The sequence below is a fragment of the Pseudogulbenkiania subflava DSM 22618 genome, assembly GCF_900177275.1.
Taxonomy (GTDB): domain Bacteria; phylum Pseudomonadota; class Gammaproteobacteria; order Burkholderiales; family Chromobacteriaceae; genus Pseudogulbenkiania; species Pseudogulbenkiania subflava.
This window is the reverse complement of the sequence record NZ_FXAG01000004.1, coordinates 288,036-309,930: the sequence shown is the minus strand read 5'-3', so window position 1 is coordinate 309,930 and position 21,895 is coordinate 288,036. Positions and strand designations below refer to the sequence as shown.

The 21,895-nt window shown below is 60.4% G+C and carries 13 protein-coding genes and 1 rRNA gene; 10 read left to right on the top strand and 4 right to left on the bottom strand.

What is annotated here, in order from left to right; genetic code table 11:
* The first annotated feature begins 177 nt into the window (after positions 1 to 177).
* From rrf to B9N72_RS06050, 4 genes are all read left to right on the top strand, one after another.
* Positions 178 to 291 (top strand): 5S ribosomal RNA (gene rrf / locus B9N72_RS06065).
* A 624-nt stretch (positions 292 to 915) separates the two neighbouring features.
* Entirely contained in the window at positions 916 to 4,533 is a 3,618-nt protein-coding gene (putA, locus tag B9N72_RS06060) for a trifunctional transcriptional regulator/proline dehydrogenase/L-glutamate gamma-semialdehyde dehydrogenase (RefSeq protein ID WP_085275525.1), read from the top strand.
* Positions 4,534 to 4,673: 140 nt separating this feature from the next.
* Positions 4,674 to 5,897, top strand: a complete 1,224-nt coding sequence (locus B9N72_RS06055; RefSeq protein WP_085275524.1) for a branched-chain amino acid ABC transporter substrate-binding protein — start codon at positions 4,674 to 4,676, stop codon at positions 5,895 to 5,897.
* 70 nt (positions 5,898 to 5,967) lie between these two features.
* Positions 5,968 to 6,996: an adenosine deaminase gene (locus B9N72_RS06050; RefSeq protein ID WP_085275523.1), complete on the top strand. Its 1,029-nt coding sequence runs from the start codon at positions 5,968 to 5,970 to the stop codon at positions 6,994 to 6,996.
* 51 nt (positions 6,997 to 7,047) lie between these two features.
* On the opposite strand, the gene B9N72_RS06045 is transcribed toward B9N72_RS06050, so the two are convergent.
* On the bottom strand, positions 7,048 to 7,620 hold the full coding sequence (locus tag B9N72_RS06045) for a cysteine hydrolase family protein (RefSeq protein ID WP_234985890.1): 573 nt from the start codon (positions 7,618 to 7,620) through the stop codon (positions 7,048 to 7,050).
* A gap of 103 nt (positions 7,621 to 7,723) precedes the next feature.
* On the opposite strand from B9N72_RS06045, the gene B9N72_RS06040 reads away from it, so the two are divergent.
* From B9N72_RS06040 to B9N72_RS06015, 6 genes are all read left to right on the top strand, one after another.
* Positions 7,724 to 8,095: a cysteine-rich CWC family protein gene (locus tag B9N72_RS06040; protein ID WP_085275521.1), complete on the top strand. Its 372-nt coding sequence runs from the start codon at positions 7,724 to 7,726 to the stop codon at positions 8,093 to 8,095.
* Between the two features lie 188 nt (positions 8,096 to 8,283).
* Complete coding sequence (locus B9N72_RS06035; RefSeq protein ID WP_085275520.1) at positions 8,284 to 8,919, top strand: DUF1326 domain-containing protein; 636 nt, start codon at positions 8,284 to 8,286, stop codon at positions 8,917 to 8,919.
* A gap of 4 nt (positions 8,920 to 8,923) precedes the next feature.
* Entirely contained in the window at positions 8,924 to 9,751 is an 828-nt protein-coding gene (locus B9N72_RS06030) for a DUF2182 domain-containing protein (protein ID WP_234985889.1), read from the top strand.
* 10 nt (positions 9,752 to 9,761) lie between these two features.
* Positions 9,762 to 12,308: a cation-translocating P-type ATPase gene (locus tag B9N72_RS06025; protein WP_085275519.1), complete on the top strand. Its 2,547-nt coding sequence runs from the start codon at positions 9,762 to 9,764 to the stop codon at positions 12,306 to 12,308.
* 254 nt (positions 12,309 to 12,562) lie between these two features.
* Positions 12,563 to 14,353, top strand: a complete 1,791-nt coding sequence (locus B9N72_RS06020) for a PAS domain S-box protein (RefSeq protein WP_085275518.1) — start codon at positions 12,563 to 12,565, stop codon at positions 14,351 to 14,353.
* An 804-nt stretch (positions 14,354 to 15,157) separates the two neighbouring features.
* Positions 15,158 to 17,137 carry a methyl-accepting chemotaxis protein gene (locus tag B9N72_RS06015; protein ID WP_085275517.1) on the top strand — a complete coding sequence of 660 codons (1,980 nt, stop codon included), beginning with the start codon at positions 15,158 to 15,160 and terminating at the stop codon, positions 17,135 to 17,137.
* A 659-nt stretch (positions 17,138 to 17,796) separates the two neighbouring features.
* Here the strand turns inward: B9N72_RS06015 and B9N72_RS06010 are convergent.
* The 3 genes from B9N72_RS06010 to B9N72_RS06000 all read right to left on the bottom strand — a co-directional run bounded on the left by B9N72_RS06010 (position 17,797) and on the right by B9N72_RS06000 (position 21,521).
* A complete protein-coding gene (locus tag B9N72_RS06010) occupies positions 17,797 to 19,545 on the bottom strand; it encodes a caspase family protein (protein ID WP_085275516.1) in 1,749 nt (582 codons plus the stop codon).
* A 226-nt stretch (positions 19,546 to 19,771) separates the two neighbouring features.
* Positions 19,772 to 20,530, bottom strand: a complete 759-nt coding sequence (locus B9N72_RS06005) for a caspase family protein (RefSeq protein ID WP_159453022.1) — start codon at positions 20,528 to 20,530, stop codon at positions 19,772 to 19,774.
* Positions 20,517 to 21,521 carry a hypothetical protein gene (locus B9N72_RS06000; RefSeq protein ID WP_143477761.1) on the bottom strand — a complete coding sequence of 335 codons (1,005 nt, stop codon included), beginning with the start codon at positions 21,519 to 21,521 and terminating at the stop codon, positions 20,517 to 20,519. The genes B9N72_RS06005 and B9N72_RS06000 overlap by 14 nt, the downstream gene beginning before the upstream one ends.
* Positions 21,522 to 21,895 lie beyond the last annotated feature (374 nt).

Genomic DNA, 21,895 nt, shown 5'->3' with positions numbered 1-21,895 from the left:
GTGGAAGCGCTGTGAGGCGTGAAGCTAACCGATACTAATTGCTCGTGAGGCTTGATCCTATCATTTGAGTGGCTTGGGCCACGCGGTGAATAGAGTGTGCGACGTACGATCGATTACCCAATTCGAAATGGAAGCCAACCGGCTTCCAGGCTTCTTCTAGTTTGTTGACAGTTTATGTCTGGCGGCCTTAGCGAGGTGGTCCCACCCCTTCCCATCCCGAACAGGACCGTGAAACGCCTTAGCGCCGATGATAGTGCGGCCTTGCCGTGTGAAAGTAGGACACCGCCAGACTCCCCTCAAGAAAGCCCAGCTCACTACGAGCTGGGCTTTTTGCTTTGCGTGGCCGATATCCCGAGCCGGCTCGCCGTGTCCCCGACGCGCTGGCGCTTGGGGGCGGCGGTGGCTCCGCGTTCTCACACCCTCTAACGGCTGGCTGCAGAGTTGGCTGTGACGCCTTATCAGTACTGCATATCAATAAAGCTCTGATCGAATGGCTGACCGAAAGCGCAACCCCACCTGGCCTCCATAGCGGTGGCGTGCACCATTACCTCGAGGTCGGCGTGATGGCACAGCATCTCGATGATGGATGACAGTGCCGGTCGGTTTTGGGCTGTTCAGGGAGGCTTGCTGGTGCCGCTGGCTTTGGAGCCGCTTCCCGTTCCGCCGGCTTTTTCCCCTCTTTGTTTTTGTTACCTTGTTCCCATTCCAACATTTTCGTCTACAACGATAGGGCGTTGTTCGTTGCCTTCATGCAACATTTGACGCGTTGCTCACAGGGCACTTGCGCTCGTTTTCACCGATTTTCCAGCTTTCCTGACGTGCTGCCGCTATATTTCTCCAAGGTTAAAAAATAATGTATACAATAGGCAAAAATTCATTGTTAGCCAAAGCTGATACATAGAGCAGGAGTTCAAGATGCAATTCGAGGTGTTTGCCCATACCCAGTCGCCTCTCCGGGACGCGATCACCGCGGCGTATCGCCGGGACGAGCGGGAGTGTGTACAGGCTTTGCTGCCGCAGGCGGCGATGAGCGAGGCGGAGGTGCGTACCGCTCAGGATCTGGCGCGTCGCCTGGTGTCGCGTGTTCGCAAGGAGCGGACCCGGGCCAGCGGGGTGGACGCCTTGATGCACGAGTTTTCGTTGTCGAGCCAGGAGGGGATCGCCCTGATGTGTCTGGCCGAGGCCCTGCTGCGCATTCCCGACCGCGAAACCGCCGATCGCCTGATCCGCGACAAGATCAGCAAGGGTGACTGGAGTGCCCACCTGGGCAACAGTTCGTCGCTGTTCGTCAATGCGGCGGCGTGGGGCTTGCTCGTGACCGGTAAGCTGGTGGCGTCTCACAGCGCGAAAGGGCTGTCGGCGGCGATGACCAAGTTGATCGCCAAGGGCGGTGAACCGCTGATCCGCAAGGGTGTGGACATGGCGATGCGCATGCTGGGCAAGCAGTTCGTGACCGGCGAGACCATCGGCGAGGCGCTGGACAACGGTGTCGAGCGCGAGTCGCGCGGCTACCGTTTCAGCTACGACATGCTGGGCGAGGCGGCGATGACCGAGGAGGACGCGCAGCGCTACCTCGACGATTACGTGATGGCGATCCACGCTATCGGCAAGGCCTCCAACGGCCGCGGGGTCTATGAGGGGCCGGGTATTTCGGTGAAGCTGTCCGCGATCCACCCACGCTACGCCCGCGCCAAGCACGAACGCATGATGGGCGAACTGCTGCCGCGCCTGAAGCAGTTGTTCCTGCTGGCCAAACAGTACAATATCGGTCTGAACATCGACGCCGAAGAAGCCGACCGTCTGGAAATTTCCATGGATTTGGTCGAGGCCTTGGCCAACGATCGGGATCTGGCCGGTTTCGAAGGCATCGGCATCGTGGTGCAGGCCTACCAGAAGCGTTGCCCCTACGTGATCGATTTCCTGATCGACCTGGCTCGCCGCACCGGCCACCGCTTCATGGTACGACTGGTCAAGGGAGCTTACTGGGACGCCGAGATCAAGCGCGCCCAGGTGGATGGCCTGCCGGGCTATCCGGTGTACACCCGCAAGGTCTACACCGACGTGTCCTATCTGGCGTGCGCCAAGAAGCTGCTGGCGGCCCAGGATGCGATTTATCCGCAGTTCGCCACCCACAATGCCTACAGCCTGTCGGCCATCCACACGCTGGCTGGCGACAAGGATTACGAGTTCCAGTGCCTGCACGGCATGGGCGAGACGCTGTACGACCAGGTGGTGGGTTCGGCCAACCTTGGCCGTGCCTGCCGTATCTATGCCCCGGTGGGCTCGCACGAAACGCTGCTGGCGTATCTGGTGCGTCGTCTGCTGGAGAACGGTGCCAACTCGTCCTTCGTCAACCGCATCGTCGACGAATCGGTGTCGATCGACGAGCTGGTGGGCGATCCGGTGGCCGAGGCGGCACGTCACGGTGGTCAGCCGCATGCCAAGATCGCCTTGCCGCTGGAGCTGTACGGCACCGAGCGTGCCAATTCACGTGGCCTGGACTTGTCCAACGAGCAGCTGTTGGCAACCCTGCAGATGGGGCTGATCGAATCCGAGAAACAGACCTGGCAGGCCTGCCCGTTGCTGGGCGATGGCGAGGTGACCAGCGCCGAGCCGCTGCCGGTGCGCAATCCGGCTGATCGCAATGATATCGTCGGTCAAGTGTATGAAGCGACCGAAGCCGATGTTGCGCATGCACTGGACCTGGCTGAGGGGGCCGCGGCCGCCTGGGCGCAGACGGCGGTGGCCGAGCGTGCCACTTGTCTTGAGCGCATGGCGACGCTGATGGAAGACAATATGCCGGCGCTGATGGGGCTGGCGGTGCGCGAGGCCGGCAAGACCTTGGCCAACGCCATCGCCGAGGTGCGAGAGGCGGTGGACTTCTGCCGTTACTACGCCGCTCAGATCCGTGCCGAGTTCGACAACGCCAGCCATGCACCGCTGGGCCCGGTGGTGTGTATCAGTCCGTGGAACTTCCCGCTGGCGATCTTCACCGGCGAGGTGAGCGCCGCGCTGGCCGCCGGCAACCCGGTGCTGGCCAAGCCGGCCGAGCAGACCAGCCTGATCGCGGCGTTTGCCGTGCGCCTGTTCCACGAGGCCGGCGTGCCGCGCCAAGTGCTGCAGTTGCTGCCGGGTCGAGGCGAGGTGGTGGGTGCGGCGCTGACGCGCGACCCGCGCATCCAGGGCGTGATCTTCACTGGCTCGACCGAAGTGGCGCAGATCATCCACCGCACCCTGGCCCAACGTGGCGGCGAAGTGCCGCTGGTGGCGGAGACCGGCGGCCAGAACGCGATGATCGTCGACAGCTCGGCGTTGCCGGAACAGGTGGTGACCGACGTGCTGTCCTCGGCCTTCGATTCGGCAGGCCAGCGCTGCTCGGCGCTGCGTGTGCTCTACCTGCAGAGCGACATCGCCGACAAGGTGATCCGCATGATCAAGGGGGCGATGGACGAGCTGACCGTGGGCAATCCGGCACACCTCACTACCGATGTGGGGCCGGTGATCGATGCTGAGGCCCAGCAGAACCTGCTGGCGCACATCGAGAAGATGAAATCACGCGCGCGCTGGACCTATCAGGCCAAGTTGGCCGAAGATGCCGCACAGGGCACCTTCGTGCCGCCGACGCTGTTCGAAATCGACAGCCTGAAAGACCTGACGCGCGAGGTGTTCGGCCCGGTACTGCATGTGTTGCGCTTCGAGGCATCCGACATCGACCGCGTGGTGGACGAGATCAACAGCACCGGCTACGGTCTCACCCACGGCATCCATAGCCGCATCGATGAAACCATCGACCGCATCGTGTCGCGCATCAAGGTAGGCAACGTCTACGTCAACCGTAACATCGTCGGTGCGGTGGTCGGGGTGCAGCCGTTTGGCGGCGAGGGCAAGTCTGGCACCGGTCCGAAGGCGGGTGGGCCGTTCTATCTGTATCGTCTGACCCGCGCCAAGTGGCAGCCGGCGCTGAAGCTGACCCCGCAACCGGCCGAGTTGCCGGCGCTGCAGAAGCTCGACGCCGAGCTAGGGGGCTTCGGTCTGGATGCTTCGGCCCAATCCCGTTTGCGCCAGACGCTGAGCACGGCGCGCCAGCACACGCCACTGACGCACGCGGCGGAATTGCCGGGGCCGACCGGGGAGAACAACTCGCTGTTGTTTGCTCCGCGTGGCAAGATCGGTTGCGTGGCATCCTCGACCGAAGGCCTGTTGCAGCAGTTGATCGCGGTGTTCGCCACCGGCAACCACGCGGTGCTGGAGGAGAGTGAGAGCGCGCGCAAGCTGGCCGGGAAACTGAATGGTTACGTCGAGCTGAGCCGCGATGTGGTGGAAGCCGATGTCGCCGGCGTGCTGTTTGCCGGCAAGGCAGAGGAGGCGGATCAGCTGCAGCGCCGTCTGGCTGCGCGCGATGGTGCGCTGATCCAGTTGCTGGCGGCTGGCTCGGACGACATCAATTTGCACCGGCTGGTGGTGGAGCGTGCGGTTAGCGTAAATACCACGGCTGCCGGCGGAAATGCCAGCCTGATGAGTATGGGTGACTGATCGGGCTTGTCATGGGGTGGCGGGATTGGAATAATGCCGCCACACGTTTTACAAAGCGTTTGATATCAACTGCAGTGACATCCGCGCCGATCTATCGGTTGGTACGGGAGAAAATTCTGACTACAAACAGAGGAAAAACGATGCAAGTGACCAAGCTGACCACGATCTCGTTCGCCGTAGCTGCCGCCCTCGCGGTCTCCGCCTGCGGCAAAAAAGAAGAACCGGCTGCCGATAAGGCTGCCGGTGGCGCCCCGGCTGCCGAAACGGTCAAGATCGGCTTTGCCGCACCGCTGACTGGCCCGCAGGCCCATTACGGCGAAGAGTACAAGAATGGTGTGACGCTGGCGATCGAAGACGCCAACGCCGAGAAGCCGACCATCGGTGGCAAACCGGTAACCTTCGAGCTGGATGCCCAGGACGACCAGGCTGACCCGAAGACCGCTACCCAGCTGGCCCAGAAGTTTGTGGACGACAAGGTGGTCGGTATCATTGGTCACTTCAACTCCGGTTGTGCCATCCCGGCCTCCAAGATCTATTCCGATGCCGGCATTCCGATGATCGCCATGGCGACGTCGCCGGTTTTCACGTCGCAGGGTTTCAAGAACACCTTCCGCTCGATGACCTCCGATACCCAGCAGGGTAGTGTGATGGGCAAGTTCGTGGTCGACACCCTGAAGGCCAAGAAGGTTGTCATCGTTGACGACCGCACTGCCTATGGCCAAGGTCTGGCCGACGAATTTGAAAAGGCGGTGAAAGCGGCCGGTGGCGAAGTTGCCAAGCGCGAATTCACCAACGACAAGGCCACCGACTTTGCCGCCATTCTCACCTCGATCAAGGGTGTGGGTCCGGACGTGATCTTCTACGGTGGCGCCGACGCCCAGTCCGCCCCGATGGCCAAACAGATGAAGCGTCTGGGTCTGAAGGCTCCGCTGATCTCGGGCGAAATGACCAAGACCCCGACCTTCCTGCAACTGGCCGGCAAGGAAGCCGAAGGCTCGATCGCCTCCCTGGCCGGTCTGCCGCTGGACCAGATGCCGAAGGGCAAGGACTATGAAGCCCGTTACAAGGCGCGCTTCAAGATGGACGTCGCCACCTATTCCCCGTACGGCTACGACGCCACCCGTGCCCTGATCCAGGCTATGAAAGACGCCAACTCTTCCGATCCGAAGGCGTACATGCCGGTTCTGGCCAAGATCAAGTACTCTGGCGTGACTTCGTCCAACTGGACCTACGATGACAAGGGCGACCTGAAGGATGGTGGTATCACCGTCTACAAGGTGGAAGGCGGCCAGTGGAAGGTTATGCAGACCATCGGTGGTGGTGCAGCCTCGGCTGCGCCGGCCGCCGCTTCGGCTGCTCAGTAATCCTTCCTGGCTCAGGAAACCGCAACGGCGCAGTGTATACTGCGCCGTTTTTGCTTATTGGAGAACGATCATGGCCCATCAGGATGTCGACGATCTGATCCGCCGTTTGCCCAAGACCGAACTGCACCTGCATATCGAGGGTACGCTGGAGCCGGAAATGATGTTCGCGCTGGCACAGCGCAACGGCATCAGCCTGCCCTACGCCAGCGTCGAGGCGCTGCGCGCCGCCTACGATTTCAGCAACCTGCAGTCCTTTCTCGACCTCTACTATGCCGGGGCCGGCGTGTTGCAGACGCGGCAGGACTTCTACGAGCTGACCCGCGCCTATCTGCAGCGAGCCCACGCCGACAACGTGGTGCATGTCGAGATTTTCTTCGACCCGCAGACGCACACCGCACGCGGCATTCCCTTCGCCACCGTGCTGGACGGCATCCGCGACGCGCTGGACGAGGCCGGCTGCACGTGGGGCATGAGCTCGCGCCTGATCCTGTCCTTCCTGCGTCACCTGTCCGAAGACGAGGGTTTCGCCACCCTGGCCGAGGCTTTGCCGCACCTTGACCGTATCGACGGCTTCGGGCTTGATTCGAGCGAGCTGGGCCATCCGCCGTCCAAATTCGCCATGCTGTTCGCGCGCTGCCACGAGCTGGGCAAGCCGTGCGTGGCGCACGCCGGCGAGGAGGGTCCGCCCGAGTATGTGTGGGAGGCGCTGGAATTGCTCAAGGTCTGTCGGATCGATCACGGCGTGCGCAGCCTGGAAGACCCGGCGCTGGTGAAAAGGTTGGCCGAAGGCGCCGTGCCGTTGACGGTGTGTCCATTATCCAATGTGCGCTTGAAGGTGGTGGACGACCTAGCCCGGCACAATCTGCGCCAGTTGCTGCAGGCGGGTCTGAAGGCGATGGTGAATTCCGACGACCCGGCCTATTTTGGCGGCTATCTCAACGCCAATCTGCTGGCCTGCCGCCAGTCGCTCGATCTGAGCGCGGACGAGGTGGTGACGCTGGTCAACAACAGCTTCGAGGCGAGCTGGCTTCCTGACGTCGACAAGCAGCGCTGGCTGGCCGAGGTGAAACGTATCCATGCGGAGTCGCTGGCCGCCTGAAGCAGCCTTGGCCTGGAGGGTTGGCCGAAGCGGGTTTCGGCCAACCTTTCGTTATTGCCCGAGTGCGGCCAGCAGCGTGGCACAATCGGTAACGGAGCAGTACTCGCCGTCCAGGTTGGCCAGGCTCATCGCGTGCACCTCGTCGGCGCTGCGCTCGACGCCGTTCCAGTCGCGGCGGTTGAAGGTGAAGCAGCCATCCGCTGGCAGTTGCACGCGAAAGCCCAGGTTGCCGGCCATGCGCACGGTCGCCTCGATCGAGTTGTTGGTGATGACCCCGAGCACCACCAGTGAGTGCAGGCCGGCGCGACGCAGGCGCTGTTCGAGGTTGGTGCCGACGAAGGCGTTGTTGGTGTGCTTGGCGATGACCAGTTCGTCCGTTTGCGGCTCGAAGCCTGCCTTGAAGGCGTGCCCCGGCTGCCCGGGGCGATAGTGCGAGCCGGTTTCCAGCGAGTCGTGGCGCACGTGGATCACCGGCCAGCTGCGCTGGCGCCAACGCGTCAGCAGTGCCTGCATGCGGGCTTCGGCGTGCGGGTTGTTGCGCACTCCCCAGTCGGGGTGGTCGATGGCGCATTGCAGGTCGATCAGCAACAGCGCACTGGGGGCGGGCAGGGTGATCGCGGTCATGGGCAGCTCCGGGACGGGGCGTTCCAGCATAAGCGATGTCCCATGCCATGGCCATGCCGCCAGTCTGCCGCGACCATGTCCAACATTTCTGCGGAGGATGCCGATGAGCACCAGCAAGCCCATTCCATCGCCTTGCATCCAGCAATGCCGGCTCGACGACGCCGGCCAGAGCTGTCTCGGCTGCCGCCGCACGCTGGACGAGATTGCCGGCTGGCCGGGCTTCGATGAGGTGCAGAAGCAGGCGGTATGGGCCCGGCTGCTGGCCTTGCCGCTGCCGGTGGTCGGCAAGCACTGCCAGCGCTGCGGGGCGGCGTTCCGGTGTGGTGAAGGCGGACCGGATGGGGGCTGCTGGTGCAGCGAGTTGCCGGCGGTACTGCCACTCGTGACTAGTGGCGGCGACTGCCTGTGCCCCTCCTGCCTGCGCGATACCCTGTGCCAAGCCTACGCCGCGCGCGGCTTGTCCGCACCGTTCTGAGCACCACCGTCGTTGTATGACCCGACGCGGGCAAGGGCCACAGCCGGCTGCCCGTGCACGTATCATCCGCCGCCCGATTATTTCCTGTCGGTACGCCGTGTTCCGGCCGCTGCCGGCGATGTCATCTGCTAGCTTTAAAATGAACACCAAAGCGTAGTGCGATGGCGCAAGCCGGACAGGAGGGTGTGATGGACATGATCGAATGGCGCCTGCAGGGCGTCGAGTTTGCCACCTGCAATTGCAACTGGGGTTGCCCCTGCCAGTTCAGTTCGCCGCCGACACAGGGCAAATGCGAGGCGGTGGTGTCGATGCGCATCGACCAGGGGCAGTTTGGCGAGGTCAACCTGGACGGCTTGTGCTGGGTCGGCGTCTTCGCCTGGCCCGGTGCCATCCACCAGGGTAACGGCAGCTGCCAGCTCTATATCGAAGACAAGGCCAATCCGGCGCAGCGCGAGGCGTTGCTGACCATTCTCTCTGGGCAGCATTCCGACCCTGGTGCCAACGTGTTTCAGATATTCAGCACCACGCTGAGCCAGCTGTACGAGCCGCAGTTCGTGCCGATCTCGTTTGCGGTCGACCCCGACAACCGGCTGGCCACGACGTCGATTGCCGGCGTGCTGGAGGCAAGCGGCGAGCCGATTCGCAATCCGGTGACCGGCATGGCGCAGCGGGCGCGCTTGACGTTGCCGGACGGCTTCGAGTTCACCGAAGCCGAAATGGGCAGCGGCAGCTTCGCCACCCATGGCGCCCTCGCGATCGCCTCCCCGAAAGGACACGCGCACTTCGCGCGCCTGCACATGACGGGCCACGGCGTGGTGCGCTGAACCCGTGTCGATCAACGGCGTGAAGCAGTCCGAGCCCGCGGCCGCCGCCGTGCCGCCGCTGCGCGGCCGGCTGCGCCCGGAGCAGTGGCCGGTGTTGCTGTGCCTGCTCGGCGTGGCCGGGCTGGCCTGGCTGGCGCTGTGGCGACTGAGCCAGAACATGCCGGCGATGGGCATGGCGGGGATGGCCGGCATGGTGATGAGCGGGCCGATGGCGATGCCGTGGCAGCCGGCCGACTTCCTGCTGACCTGGGCCATGTGGGCGACGATGATGGTCGGCATGATGCTGCCCAGCGCCTTGCCGATGATCCTGTTCTACCAGCTGGTGGCGGGCCAGCGGCAGTCGCGGCGTGCCGCCGTTGGACAGGCGGCGCTGTTCTCCTCGGCCTACCTGCTGGTGTGGAACGGCTTCAGCATCGCCGCCACGGCGCTGCAATGGGGGCTGGACCAGGCGGCCCTGCTGACTCCCGAACTCGCCAGTGCCAACGTCTGGCTGGGGGGCGGTATCCTGATGCTGGCGGGCATCTACCAGTGGCTGCCGCTCAAGCAGGCTTGTCTCGGCCACTGCCGCTCCCCGCTGGGCTTCATCATGGGGCACTGGCGTCCCGGTGCCGCCGGGGCGCTGCGCATGGGGTTGCTGCATGGCCTGTACTGCCTGGGCTGCTGCTGGGCGGTGATGGGGCTGCTGTTCGTGGTCGGGGTGATGAACCTGCTGTGGGTGGCGCTGCTCAGCGTCTTCGTGCTGTTGGAAAAACTGCTGCCGCTCGGCCGTTGGGGAGGGCGCCTGAGCGGTGCCTTGCTGATGGTCTGGGGGGCGGTGCTCTGGCTGCACTGAGTCCGCCACGATGTCCCCGGAGAGCCCCCTCGCCGCCGCCAATCACGGACCGGATGGTCTGAGCGACGCCGAGGCTGCCGCGACGCTGGCCCGGGTCGGTCCCAACACCCTGTTTGTCGAACCGCGCCGCACCTTGTGGCGGCTGACCTGCGAAATCCTGCGCGAACCGATGTTCCTGCTGCTCTTGGTGGCGGGGTCGATCTACCTGCTGCTGGGCGACGTTCGCGAGGCGCTACTGTTGCTGGGGTTCGTGCTGGTCATCGTGCTGATGACGGTGCTGCAGGAGCGTCGCACCGAGCGCGTGCTGGAAACCCTGCGCGAACTGGCGAGCCCGCGCGCCGTGGTGCGCCGTGGCGGGGTGCAGAAAACCGTCGCCGCCACCGAGCTGGTACCGGGCGATATCGTGTTGATCGGAGAAGGCGACCGGGTGCCGGCCGACGGCGAACTGCTGATGGCCAACGAACTGTCGCTCGACGAGTCGCAGCTGAGCGGCGAATCGGTGCCGGTGCGCAAGCTGGCAGGGCTCGCCGGCGCGGGCCGGGGGGCTGGGCCGGGTGGCGATGATACCCCCTTTGCCTACGCCGGTTCGCAGGTGGTGCAGGGGCAGGGGGTAATGCGGGTCTGCGCCACCGGCCTCGAGACCGAGCTGGGCAAGATCGGCAAGATGCTGGGCACGATCGAACAGCCCATCTCCCCGTTGCAGCAGGAAACGCGCCGCTTTGTCCGGCTGCTGGCCATCTACGGGCTGGTGTTGAGCCTGGTCGTACTGGTGTTGTACGGGGTCACCCGCGGCAACTGGCTCGCCGGTCTGCTGGCCGGCATCACGCTGGCGATGGGCCTCTTGCCGCAGGAATTCCCGGTGATCCTGACCGTGTTCATGGCGCTGGGCGCACGCCGTCTGGCCCATGACCGCGTGCTGACACGGCGCCTCAACGCCATCGAGACGCTGGGGCAGACCAGCGTGCTGTGCGTCGACAAGACCGGCACCCTGACCCACAACCGCATGGCGGTGCGCCAGCTCTACGCCGACGGCCGCTCGCTGGTGGTCGACGATGCTCTCTCCACGCTCGACGAGCCCTACCACGAACTGCTCGAATACCTGATCCTGGCCAGCGAGATCGACCCGATCGACCCGATGGAGCGGGCCTTCCACCGCTTCGGCCACAGCTACCTGGCCGGCACCGAACATTTGCGCCCGGACTGGGCGCTGACCCAGGAGTACGAGCTGACCCCGCAGTTGCAGGCGATGAGTCACGGCTGGACCGCGCCGGACCGCGACTATTACCCGGTCGCCAGCAAGGGCGCGCCGGAGGCCGTGTTCGATCTGTGCCACCTGCCCGAGGCGCAGTGCGTGCAACTGCTGCGCGAGGTCGAAACGTTGGCCGAACAAGGCCTGCGCGTGCTGGCGGTGGCCAAGGCCCGGCATGATGGCGTGGAGTGGCCGGAGAGACAGCACGATTTCGACTTCGAATTCCTCGGCCTGGTCGGCCTGGCCGACCCGGTCCGCACCGAGGTGCCCGAGGCCATCGCCCAGTGCCGCGAGGCCGGAGTGCGGCTGGTGATGATCACCGGCGACTATCCCGTCACGGCGCAGGCGGTGGCACGCCAGGCCGGCATCGATGATGCCCTGGTGGTCAGCGGCGACAGGATGGAGCAACTGGACGACGCGGCGCTGCGCGATGTGGTGCGGCAGGCCGAGGTCTTTGCCCGCGTGCGGCCACACCAGAAACTGCGCCTGGTCGAGGCGCTCAAGGCCAACGGTGACGTGGTGGCGATGACCGGAGACGGCGTCAACGATGCCCCGGCGCTGCGCGCGGCGCATATCGGCATCGCTATGGGGCGGCGTGGTACCCAGGTGGCGCGTGAGGCGGCCGCGCTGATCCTGCTCGACGACAACTTCACCGCCATCGTCGCCGCGATGCGCCAGGGGCGGCGCATCTACGACAACCTGGTGAAGGCGGTCACCTACGTGATTGCCGTGCACGTTCCCCTGATTGGCCTGACCGTGGTGCCGTTGTTGCTGGGCTGGCCGTTGCTGCTGGCGCCGGCGCATGTGGTGTTTTTGGAGCTGGTGATCGACCCGGTCGGTTCGATCGTGTTCGAGAACGAAGCCGCGCACCCCCGAGTGATGCGCCGCCCGCCACGAAGGGTGGGCGAGCCGCTGTTCTCGCCGCGCAGGCTGGCCCTCAGCGTATGGCAAGGGGGCGTGCTATTTGTCGGCGTGCTGGCGCTGTATGCCGCGGCGATGCGCTTGGGCAGCGGGACGGAGGCAGCGCGCAGCATGGCGTTCCAGACGCTGGTGATGGGCAACCTGGGCCTGGTCTTCCGCAATCGCCATCGCGGCGCACTGCGCCAGGAGCAGAACCGCGCCTTGTGGTGGGTGGTTGGCCTCACCCTCGCCATGTTGCTGCTGGTGACCCAGCTGGCCCCGCTGGCAGCCTTGTTCCATTTCGGACCGGTGACGCCATGGCAGTACCTCTACTGCCTGCTTGCGGCTGGTGTCATTTATCTGCTGGCCGGGTGGGTTCGGCAATCCCCAGACCCGATCGGGTACTAACCCGGACGGTGGTCGCCCCCGGCCGCTCTCCCTTTCGTTGCCGCCGTGAGCCACGCTGCAGACCGCACCAGAAGCCGCTGCGGGCTCTCGCTGTTTCAAATCCGGGCCTGGCGGGCGACTTTTCGTGCCATTTCCAACATTTAATTCCCTTGTACTAATCCCGTTGTACTATTTACTTTGACGTGGATCAATTGCTTGTACTAGCGTTGCTGAAAAGAACATGTTCGTAGTGGGCTGTCTTTAAAGGGGGGGCAATGAGATTCCAGAAAGGCTTTCTTGGATTCGGCTCGAACGATGCCGAACTGCGCGAAGTGCTCGAGCAGGCGATCGATGCCGTTATCAGCATCGATTCCCAGAACAACGTCACGTTCTTCAACGCGGCGGCCGAGCGGCTGTGGGGGTATTCCCGGGCGGAGGTCATTGGTCGTAATGTCAAGATGCTGGTGCCGCAGGCCATCCAGCCGGAGCATGATCGCCTGGTCAATGCCAATCGCACCACCGGGGTCGACAAGATTGTCGGCACCAGCAGGGAGGTCCGCATCGAGCGCAAGGACGGCAGCGAGATCTGGGGAAGCCTGTCCTTGTCGCGCGTCCGTTCGGGCAGAGGCATCAGCTATACCGCCTTCGTGCGCGATATCACTCCCGAGCATGAGGCGCGCGAGACCATCAGTCAGACCCTCGAGCAGGCACTCGACGCGGTCATCTCCATCGACGAGCACAATTGCATCACCTTTTTCAACCAGGCGGCGGAGCGCTTCTGGGGGTACAGCTGCGAGGAGGCGCTGGGCCAGAATGTGAAAATGCTGGTGCCGCTTGGCATCCAGGCGGCCCACGACGGCTATGTGAATGCCAATCGTCAGACTGGCGTAGACAAGATCGTGGGAACCAGCCGCGAGGTGCAGATCGAGCGCAAGGATGGCGGCAAGGTCTGGGGCAGCTTGTCGTTATCGAAGGTGCATGTCGGCAGCAAGATTCTCTACACGGCTTTCGTCAAGGACATCACGCGCGAACGCGAAGTACGCGAAATCATCAACCAGACGCTGGAGCAGGCCGTCGATGCCGTGGTCACGATCGATGCCCAGAACAACGTCACGTTTTTCAACGGCGCGGCAGAAAAACTGTGGGGCTACCAACGGCAGGAAGTGCTGGGGCGCAACGTGAAGATGCTGGTGCCGCAGGCGATCCAGGCGACGCATGACGGCTTGGTCAACGCCAACCGCAACGGCGGGGCCGACAAGATCGTGGGGACCAGCCGCGAGGTACAGATCGAGCGCAAGGATGGGGGAGTGGTGTGGGGCAGCCTGTCGCTGTCCAAGGTCAACGTCGGGGACCAGGTCATCTATACCGCCTTCGTCAAGGACATCACCCGGGAGCGCGAGGCGCGCGAGATCATCAACCAGACGCTGGAGCAGGCTATCGATGCCGTCGTGACCATTGATGCCGAGAATCTGGTGACGTTCTACAACGCGGCGGCAGAGCGCTTGTGGGGCTACAGCCGGCAGGAGGTTATCGGCCAGAACGTGAAGATGCTGGTTCCCCATGCGATTCAGCCAGATCACGACCGGCTGGTCAATGTCAACCGCACCAGCGGCGTCGACAAGATCGTCGGCACCAACCGTGTGGTGCCGATCGAACGCAAGGATGGTTCGCGTGTTTGGGGGCAGCTCTCGCTGTCCAAGATCCGTCTGGATGGCAAGATCGCCTATACCGCCTTCGTCAAGAACGTGGAACGGGAACACGAAGAGCACGAAACCACCAATAACGCGATGACGGCGGTGCTCAACTCGAGCAACCAGATCGGCCAGATCGTTGCCGTCATCGATGAAATCGCCACCCAGACCAACCTGCTGTCGCTCAACGCCGCGATCGAGGCCGCCCGCGCCGGCGAAGCGGGGCGCGGCTTCGCCGTGGTGGCGGACGAGGTCAGAAAGCTGGCCTCGCGCTCGGCTACTTCGGCGAGCGAGATCAATGGGCTGGTCGAAGAGACCAAGACGCGCATCGGGGAACTCGCGGCCTCGCTGCAACGGTCCAACGCGGACGCTTGATCGGGCTCGCCTTCACCCACGGGGTAAGGTACGGACCATCATCGCGGGCGCGGCAAGATGCCGGGAAGGAAAAGAAAACGGGCGCGCCTTTCATCGAGGCGCGCCCGTTTTGGTATCGGGAGCCCTCTGGGGGGGCGATCCGCTGGACGGCGTGGCCGAAGCAGGCCAGTTTGTGACCTAGCCAGTGGGTGCTGCAGCAGGTTTCCATCACGATACGGGGCGCGGAGTGCCGGGCCAGAAACGCAATCAATTGGCCGCGGCTAAGCTGGCGCTGGAGGACCTGTCTTCCTTGGAGGTTGTGCCCAACTCGGTGGAAGTTGTGTTTGCCGATATCCAGACCGATGAGAGTGGCGGTCGCCATGATGATCCTCCGCTCAAAAAAGGAAACAGCCCAGCAGGCTAGGCTTGCTGGGCTGTTGGTTTCAGGCCGACCATCACATTAACCCCCGTCCTTCATAGGCTTGCTTGCTTTCCTGTGGACTGGCATGCGCCATCGCACTATTCAAGTTGTGTTTATAACAAGGTGACCTGTTTTGAAACCACCGGCTTCATGATATAGACGTTGCCTGGTCTCGCCTCCGTCCGAGAAAACCGCACGACTCGAGGCTCCGGGAGTGGCTGAACGTTGCCCTGTTCCAGGATTCTGACCTGATATAGGGAAAAATGTTTTTTATAGGCAATCTTATTTAAACAAAGAATGTAAAGTTTTTTTACCCGGCGAATTAGTTTGATTTGCCTCAATTATATATAGATGTGCTTTCCATAATACTTACGCGGATAACATATTATGGATGGCGGTACATCATGTTTTCGACCATTGGAAAGCGGCTGGTACTACTCATGCTAGTGCCCTTGCTGGTGTTGTCTTGTTTTTCTCTTTTGCTGATCTGGCAAAACTATACCCAGTACCAAAAAGCCCGGACGACACGACAACTGATGGAAGTGGCCATCACGACGGGTAATCTGATTCACACATTACAAATCGAGCGCGGCGCATCGGCTGGTTTTTTGCAGTCGCATGGCGCCAAGTTTGCCGACAAGTTACCGACCATCCGGCAAGCCTCCGATCGCAACTTGCAGGCTTATCGAGACGCCATTTCGCAAGACCGGACGCTGCTTGACCCGTCGATGCTCCAGGATGTGCAAGGGCCGTTGCAACAACTGGCGGACTGGCGTTACAAAATTACCCAGCAAAATATACTGCCGGGCGAAAGCTCGACGTATTTCACCCATACTATCGCCCAGTTGCTCAAAAATATTACCGCCTTGGGATTGCAAAACGATCAGGCCGATATCGTGCGTCGTTTACAGGCTTATCAAACGCTGATCCTGGCCAAGGAAAATGCCGGTCTGGAACGGGCATTGTCGGTACCGGTATTTATCGGCGATCACGTGGCGTGGCCGCAGTACCGTTTGATCCTGTCCAAGATTGATAGCCAGAATATTCTGCTAGAGGTGTTCACTGCGCTGGCCAAACCGGATGAGGTGGCGGGCGTCGCCAAAGTCATGCAAAGCCCGCAAGCACGCCAGGTGCAGCAATTCCGTGATGTGATGGCGCTGCATTTTGCCGAGGGTGGCTTCGGGGTCAACGCAGAGCAGTGGTTCGCTGCCATCACTGCCAAAATCGATGCCCTGTTTACCGTCGAGCAGCAGTTGACGGCCAATATCCAGGCCCAGACGCAGGCCGAAGAAGAACTGGCGTGGCGCCACCTGTGGTTCGTGGTCGTGGCAGGGGGAATGACCATGCTGTTGACTGCCCTGGTCGGGATGTGGGTCGGGCGCAGTATCGGCCGCCCCCTGTTGAGTGTCGCCGATGCGGTCGAGCAAACCGTCGCCAACCGCGATCTGTCCCGCACGGTTTCGGCCAAGGGCGTGCTCGAAGCCCGGCAGATCGCGACCGCCTTCAACCATATGCTGCAGTCTTTCTCGAGCCTGATCCAGGATACGCAGAGTTGCGGCCAGGACATGGGGGTGGTCGCCTCGCAACTGGCGGGGAGCAGCGTGCAGGTGAAGCAAAGCGCGCAGCTACAGTTTGAAGCGACCTCTTCGGTGGCGGCAGCAGTAGAGCAGACTTCGGCCAGTATGAGCGGGGTGGCCGGCAGTGCCCGCTCGGTGATGGAACTGGTGCATCAGACCCGGACCGAAACGGGCCAGGCCCTGCACGTGATGCATGAAACCGTACAGCAGGTCCGGCAGATTGCGGCCCAGATTCACGAGTCGAGCGGTAACATCAGCTTGCTCGACGACAGTTCCAAACAAATCGGCGGCATTATCAATGTCATCAAGGAGATTGCGGAGCAGACCAATCTGCTGGCGCTCAATGCGGCCATCGAGGCGGCGCGGGCCGGCGATATGGGGCGTGGTTTCGCCGTGGTGGCGGATGAGGTCAGGAGTCTGGCGGTACGCACCGCCACGGCGACCGGCGAGATTGCCGTACTGATACAGGCGGTGCAGCAGCGCATCGATACCACCGTCTGCGGTATGCAGCGAGCTGACCAACTCTCCCAGATCAGCCTGCAGTCGGTCAGTGCCAGCGAACAGGGCCTGGTGCATATCGATGAGGGGTCGCAACGGATCTCTCAACACATGCTGAGTATTGTCGGGGCGATCGAAGAGCAGGATCAAGCCTTGCGCGGCATCGCGCAGAACATCGAGCAAATCGCCAGGATGACCGAGGAAAACAGTGTTGTGGCAAACAGCAATAGCAGCCACGCCGAGAGTCTTGACCTGCTATCGGGGCGCTTGGCCCAGGCGGTCAGCCAGTACCGTATCGCCATGGGGTGAGCGCGCAATTTTCCGGCGTGTTCCAGGTGCCCAGCCGGAGTGCCCCGCCAGCGCGGGGTTGTGCGTGTATTCGGTCCACTCTCGCCGGTCGTTCTCTGGCAATGGCTTTGCAAGGGGGAAGTGGCGCCACTCCATACAGCGGGACCGGTTTGGGATGGGCAGCAATATAAAAGGGGCATCAATCTTGAATTGATGCCCCGATAGGTGGTGCAGAGGATCGGAAAACTCGGGCGATCAATGCTCGCTTAGTGCTGCCGGAGCCGAACGCCATGGCATTTTACGAGCAGTGCTCCCCGTTTCTGCACCTGTAGGGACGCAAAGTTAGTGAAAATTTCTTTCCTTGTTAAACAAGGATTTTTCACCTTTTTCTTGCTTGGCTCAGCGTGAATTTGGTGCGAATTTGCTGAAAAAACCTGAATTTCTTGCAGAGATATTGAAAATTTCTGTCGGCATAACAGTTAAGTGCGCTTGAACACACCTTCCCCAGTCTACAGATGGGCTTGGTTCGATATTATCCTACCAAGCCATGCCATAAGCACGTAACAGGAACCCTAAACAATACCTGTTCATCGGTCTAGCTCAATTGGGAGTCGATGGTAGCTGCGTCCGCAAGTGGCGATCAACGGACATCGGTTGACTTGAGCCACCGAACGACTGGATTACCACCAATTCAATTGTGAGATAATCTTTTGAAAATCAGCAGCTACAGCATTGAACCTCTCGACATCGCCGCCAAAAAGGCCGGCCTTAAGAGGCCCCCAGTTTGGCCCCATAGCACGCCCTTCCTCGACAACACGCGTAACCGGGGATTCATGGTCTCTTTGCGCCTTCCATCCAAAGCGTCCTATTGGTCCCCATGCATCCCGACCGGCTTGTTTTCTGAGGTCGGCAACAGCTAGTGAAAACAACACTTCAAACTCGTCAAATGCTGTTTCGTAACCTCTCCCTAGAAAGAGCAAATCATCTAGCTTGGGCTGGAGAATCTTATGAAGGTACTCACTCATAGGCGTGTAATGTCTCTCATGGCCAGGGATCTGTTTAAATACGTCCAACCGGGCAAGTTCTACAATGCTGTTAGAGGTAGCCTCGATTAAGGTTTGGCCGGTCTTTCCATATTCGCGATGGCCAAGTGTCGTGTAGAAGATGCTGGCTAGAGAATCATAGCGCTTTCCCTCAACTGCCGCGATGCCCGCACTATATAAGGCAATGATTAGCGGATACCAACGAAGATGAAGCCAAACAATAAGCCCACCTTGCGACTCAAGGCGATCAGTAGCTCTCGCAAGAGCCTTCTGGAGAATTACTCTATGAGTTGGCCTAGCCCAATGCGAAATGCATGAAAGTTCTGCGGCAAGGTCACTGACCAATTGTTCATACTTGGCAATTCGTTCTAACAGCTCATCTTTGGAAAATTGTCCCTGAACCTTAAAATGGTCTTCGTTCGTGCTAGCCAGAAAATGACGGACTTCATCAACCACTAGATCATGCAGCTCAATAGAGGAAAATTCATTTGCAAGCAATGATTTAACTTTTCGGACCTTGTCTTGTGTCGTATCTCTTGAGAACTCCTCTTCGGCATATGGAATGACGACCAAGCTATCTATGTCTTTGCCATCCGCCTTTTCTAAATCAGATAGCTGGGGGGCTGACAAAATAAAATCGCCATCGCCATCGAAATAACCATAGTGAGGGGTCTGCTTAGAGTTCTTGTCGTTAGCGACCTTTGAGTAAACGTAAGACATCACTCCACTGGCAGTCAGGATGCCATCTTCCGTTACAGCTTTCCCTCGGAGCGCCTCAATTAAGTGGCCTGTAAAAACTGAATGGTTGGGAATAGGTCCGCCAGCATCTGCGACGACTTCGTCTGCTTTTCCTGCAGTCAAAACTTGGCGGGAATAGCGAAGCATCATGTCTTTCAGAAACCGGGTGCTGCCTGGTTGAACACTGCGCGTCAATGCCAAACCACCATAGCAAGCATCCATAACAAATAACATGTGCTTTGCCCGTATTAGCTCGGCATTTCTGGTTAGCTCATCCCACCGAATGAAGGACGAAAAGTCCTGCATATCTGCGTCGTAGGGGACCAAATAGCCAACCTCTCCGCGGATGCCAGTACGTGTATGGCCGTGTCCAGCGAAAAACACGAAGATTCGCTCATCAAGCTCCACATCACCAGCAGTTAGGCGCATAAACGCCCGGAGAATGTTGCCCTTCGTCGCCTCGCTATCGACAAGGTAAGCGACATTATTCTCGGGAAAACCGAGGTCGTTGATTAGAACATTTCGTATCTCTTCTGCATCGCTCACTGCGTAAGACAGTGGTGAGGCATTCTGATAATGATTGATGCCAATAACGAGGGCGCGGCTGTTTGTGTAGTGCGTTTTCAGCAGAAACCTGATGTCTCGCATAATCTTTTCCGTTGACGGTAATCCGCTGGATTTTAGTGAGGGGCGCTAACACAGCGCATAACCTCGCGCCCTGTGATGGTGAGGTAAACAAGCGATAGCGGACTGTCCAGGACGTGGGCAAGAAAGTCGGCAATGGCCGAAGGTTTGCGTGTCAGCATGCTGGTGCCTCTTCCCCAGAGTCCGGACCAGTGGATGGTGGAAATTTCCATCGGTCCGTGTAATCCAGTTAAGCGCAAATGGCGAATGGAAAATGCGGCACAGTTCGGGGAAACACTCCTGTGGGAGTCTGACGCCCACCTCGCTGACGATAAACAAGTGGCACCGCTAGCGCGTGCACCTCACTGACAGACAAGACCCCCGTTTTCTGGTTTATAGAATTGGATGCCCATTCTCTGCTTTCGCTAAGCAAGGTTGAGGAGTATGTTCCACCTTGACCGGGGCTGTCACCCGCAGCCTCACCGATTTTGCAAGCGTACATCACGGCAACGTCAGGGCGGCACTTTCGTAGATGGTTATCGAAGGCCATTCTGCTGAGGGATACATCGGGGAGACTGGCCAATGCTAATGAACTTCGCTTTATCTGCTCCAGCAGTGGCGTATCCGAATGAACACGGCATGCATCGATGATGAGGGTGTGACGAGGAGCGCCTTCCTTGAGCATATACTCGTCAATACGTATGTCAGGCCCGAGGTGCAGCTGAGTGGAGCGAGTGTCATGAGAATATTCACCGTGCCCTGCAAAAACAACGATTGAGTAGTCGGCACTCGTGAGTTCCTTCATCTCTCGCTGTACCTCTAACATGCTTGGTGACTGCAGCGTTTTTATTTCTGATGAAAGCCACCCGCCTCCAGCAGGGCTCTCAAAGAACGCACGATAGTTGCGCATGTCGTCATTGACGCCAGGAATTTTTTCGTCGGGACATCCGATTATCAGTGCTTTACGTTGCATTGTTGTATTGGCTCTTAGTAGTTCAGCTAGGCGCATGTTTATCGTCTCGAACTTGTGTCTCATCAAACTTGGAAATGATGGAGGTTGCCAGCCGCTCCCCTGAGCCGCCGGCAATAGCAGCCAGCATGCTTACCATGGTCAAGTGCTCACCATTGGCAAATACACCGAAAACGATATCAGAGCGTACTGCCATGGCGACAACGAGTCCCGAAATCGCGCCAGCTACAATCCGAGAGGTTCCTTCGATAACATGTAGGTCCTTTCCGGCACTGGCATCAAACTGAAGTTTGCCACTGCGTGCGATAACAGAGAACATCGCTCCAACCGCTCCTCCGCAGCATGACAAGAGTAGCCAGAAAACGGTTGGGCCAGCTACCGACCTTGCTGTTTCCCTGAATATCCAAACCAGAACCGCAATGACGAAAAATCCACAGGCAGCTTTAGCGCACGCCATGACATACCAGCGCCGTGATGTTTCTTCATTGCGCGCCTGCATATATTGGCGCGCACTCTCGATGGTTCTCTTGGCGGACACATATTCGCCCTCGAAGCACAGCACAATTGCTTCGCCCAAAAGTATCCTATAGCGAATCTGCACACTCTCGGGGAAATCGTCGCACGGCGACGACTCAGCAACGGCGATGTCGGCGAGTATGTCGGAGTGGCTCTTTTTGTCCTCGGCACTCAGGAGCTTTTTGCTTTCGTCGTAAGCGCTGGAAGTCCCCCAGTCGAGGCGAATCTCCGGGCTAATAACAACACAATATTGGGCTGTTCTCCGAATCAAAACCTTGTGAGGAATGTGGGCCCACTGTTCGGAGTAATCGCCTTCACCCTCGGACGCCTTGGCCGGAGGCTCTTGTGCCGCCGCTGGTGGGGCATTCGAAACACTGTGGGGACCCGCAACGTGCTCGACCTCCGGCTGCGCTCTGCCGTGTTCGGCCGGAAGTTCCTCCGCGGTGGCTTGTTCTTTGCTTTCCGGGTTCGTGCCAATCTGCATCGTGCTTCCCACTCTTCTATTCTTTTCCATTACGGCCCTGCACCGCGGTCTCTGTGCTCGCGTAACTCTTCACAGGTACCAAAACCCAGTTCATGGCATGTGAGCTGGACAGCGCAACGCAACGAGCGTCGGGTTGGACTTCATTTGGGCTGCTATTGATTTGGACGCGAAGCATCCCCCTGGCAATGGGGCGTCCCTGTTGTGAAGTATGCCAGAAGGTGAATGACAGATGTATGCCGGCTGCTGCTCATAAGCATGTTCGGGCATCGTACGGGACTGGTGCGCACGTTCACACAACTGATGTTCTGGCCGAATGCAAAGATCAGTGCAAGTTGGATGCAATCCGGTGTGCGATCAGATGCAGCTTCGTATGAGGGGGTTGGTAGAAACACGTTGCCATTGAA